Annotated in this window: 1 protein-coding gene; it reads left to right on the top strand. The window is 38.1% G+C overall.

Annotation, left to right across the window (positions count from 1 at the left end):
* Nucleotides 1-308: 308 nt before the first annotated feature.
* Nucleotides 309-1687 (top strand): PTS ascorbate transporter subunit IIC (locus A5295_RS05910; protein WP_064622161.1); only part of this gene is annotated, 1379 nt, incomplete at its 3' end.

Genomic DNA, 1687 nt, shown 5'->3' with positions numbered 1-1687 from the left:
AGATGTGTATAAGAGACAGGTTTATAATGGTTAAACGATATAATGAATCTGACATGAAACAACAGTATGAGCTGTAACAGTAGTTGTTGGCTGGGTGTAAAAAACTACTGCTCGTGGTAGCTCTTACTACTTTGCTTCATTGCGGAACCGTGAATTTTGTATGTGTAGTTTTACTGTGCTACGAAACTAATCGTGTATTTCGAATAGTTTCGCCTACGGTATCGTTTGCGAAGTTTGTAAGATATTTTGCCGCCAATAATTGCGTAAGCCGCTCAAACTATATCGATTAATATGGTAAGGAGAGTTACGTGGACGGTATTCTGTCAGTACTGCTCGATATTTTCAGACAGCCATCTGTTATAGTTGCGCTTATTTCTTTTATTGGTCTTGCAGTGCAAAGAAAGAAATTCTCGGATATTTTGCAAGGATCAATCCGTACTCTTGTTGGTTTTCTTGTTTTAGCAGCTGGTTCTGGAGTTATTACTGAAGCGTTGAACCCATTTGGCAAAATGTTTCAATACGCATTTCATGTGCAAGGCGTAGTGCCGAATAATGAAGCAATTATTGGAACTGTTTTATTGAAGTATGGCTCTGAATCTGCGCTTATTTTCTTCTTTGGAATGATTGTTAATATTATTCTTTCTATTACTTCTCGTTTTAAATTTATCTATTTGACGGGTCACGTAGCTTTCTATATGGCAAGTATGCTTGCAGTTATATTTAATGTTGCAGGATTTAGCATGTGGGAAGTTCTTTTATGGGGTTCAATTGCTCAAGGATTGTTTACGACAATTTCTCCAGCACTGGTGCAGCCGTTTATGAAGAAAGCTTCAGGCAAAGATGATGTTGCTTTAGGACATCCTGCTGGTACTGGTGTTGCTTTGGGTGCGTTAATTGCAAAGCTTACTGCTTCAAAAAAGCGTCCTTCTAAGTCAACTGAGGATATTAAATTCCCAGCAACATTGGGATTCTTGCGTGATACAACAGTTCTTATCACACTTTCTATGGCTGTTATTTATATAGTAGTGGCACTTTTTGCTGGATCTTCGTATGTCGAAACACATTTATCTAATGGTCAAAACTTCATTGTTTTCGTTATGTTGAAGGCTGCAACTTTTGCTGCAGGTGTTTATATTATTCTTGCAGGCGTGCAGATTGTTCTTGACGAAATTGTTCCAGCTTTTAAGGGAATATCGGAAAAGCTTGTTAAAAATGCTCGTCCTGCTTTAGATGCACCAATGACTTTTGGCTTTGCTCCTAATGCTGTTCTTATTGGTTTCTTAGCTAGTTTCTTTGGTGGTTTGCTTGGAATGACGCTTATGGCGATTTTGGGAACGACAATTATTATTCCTGGAATTGTTGCGCATTTCATGGCTGGTGGTGCTGCAGGAGTATTCGGTAATGGTCAAGGTGGAATACGTGGTTGCTTGACTGCATCATTTATTAATGGTCTTTTTATTACTTTCCTTCCGTTGTTCCTTTTGCCAGTGCTTGGCGATTTGGGAAGCGCAAATTCTACATATTCTGATGCGGATTATGGCGTATTTGGTGTAATACTTGGTTACGCAAATATTGTCGGTGGTCGTACTGTTTTAATTTCTGTAATACTTATTGCACTAATATTGTTCTATTCTGTTTCGATATTGATGAATAAACGCGATTCTAATAATTTTGAAAAGGTTGAAGA

The sequence above is a fragment of the Gardnerella sp. 26-12 genome, from assembly GCF_001660745.1.
GTDB lineage: Bacteria > Actinomycetota > Actinomycetes > Actinomycetales > Bifidobacteriaceae > Bifidobacterium > Bifidobacterium swidsinskii.
Note: the sequence above shows the minus strand (reverse complement) of the source record. Positions and strands in the feature narration are given on the sequence as shown.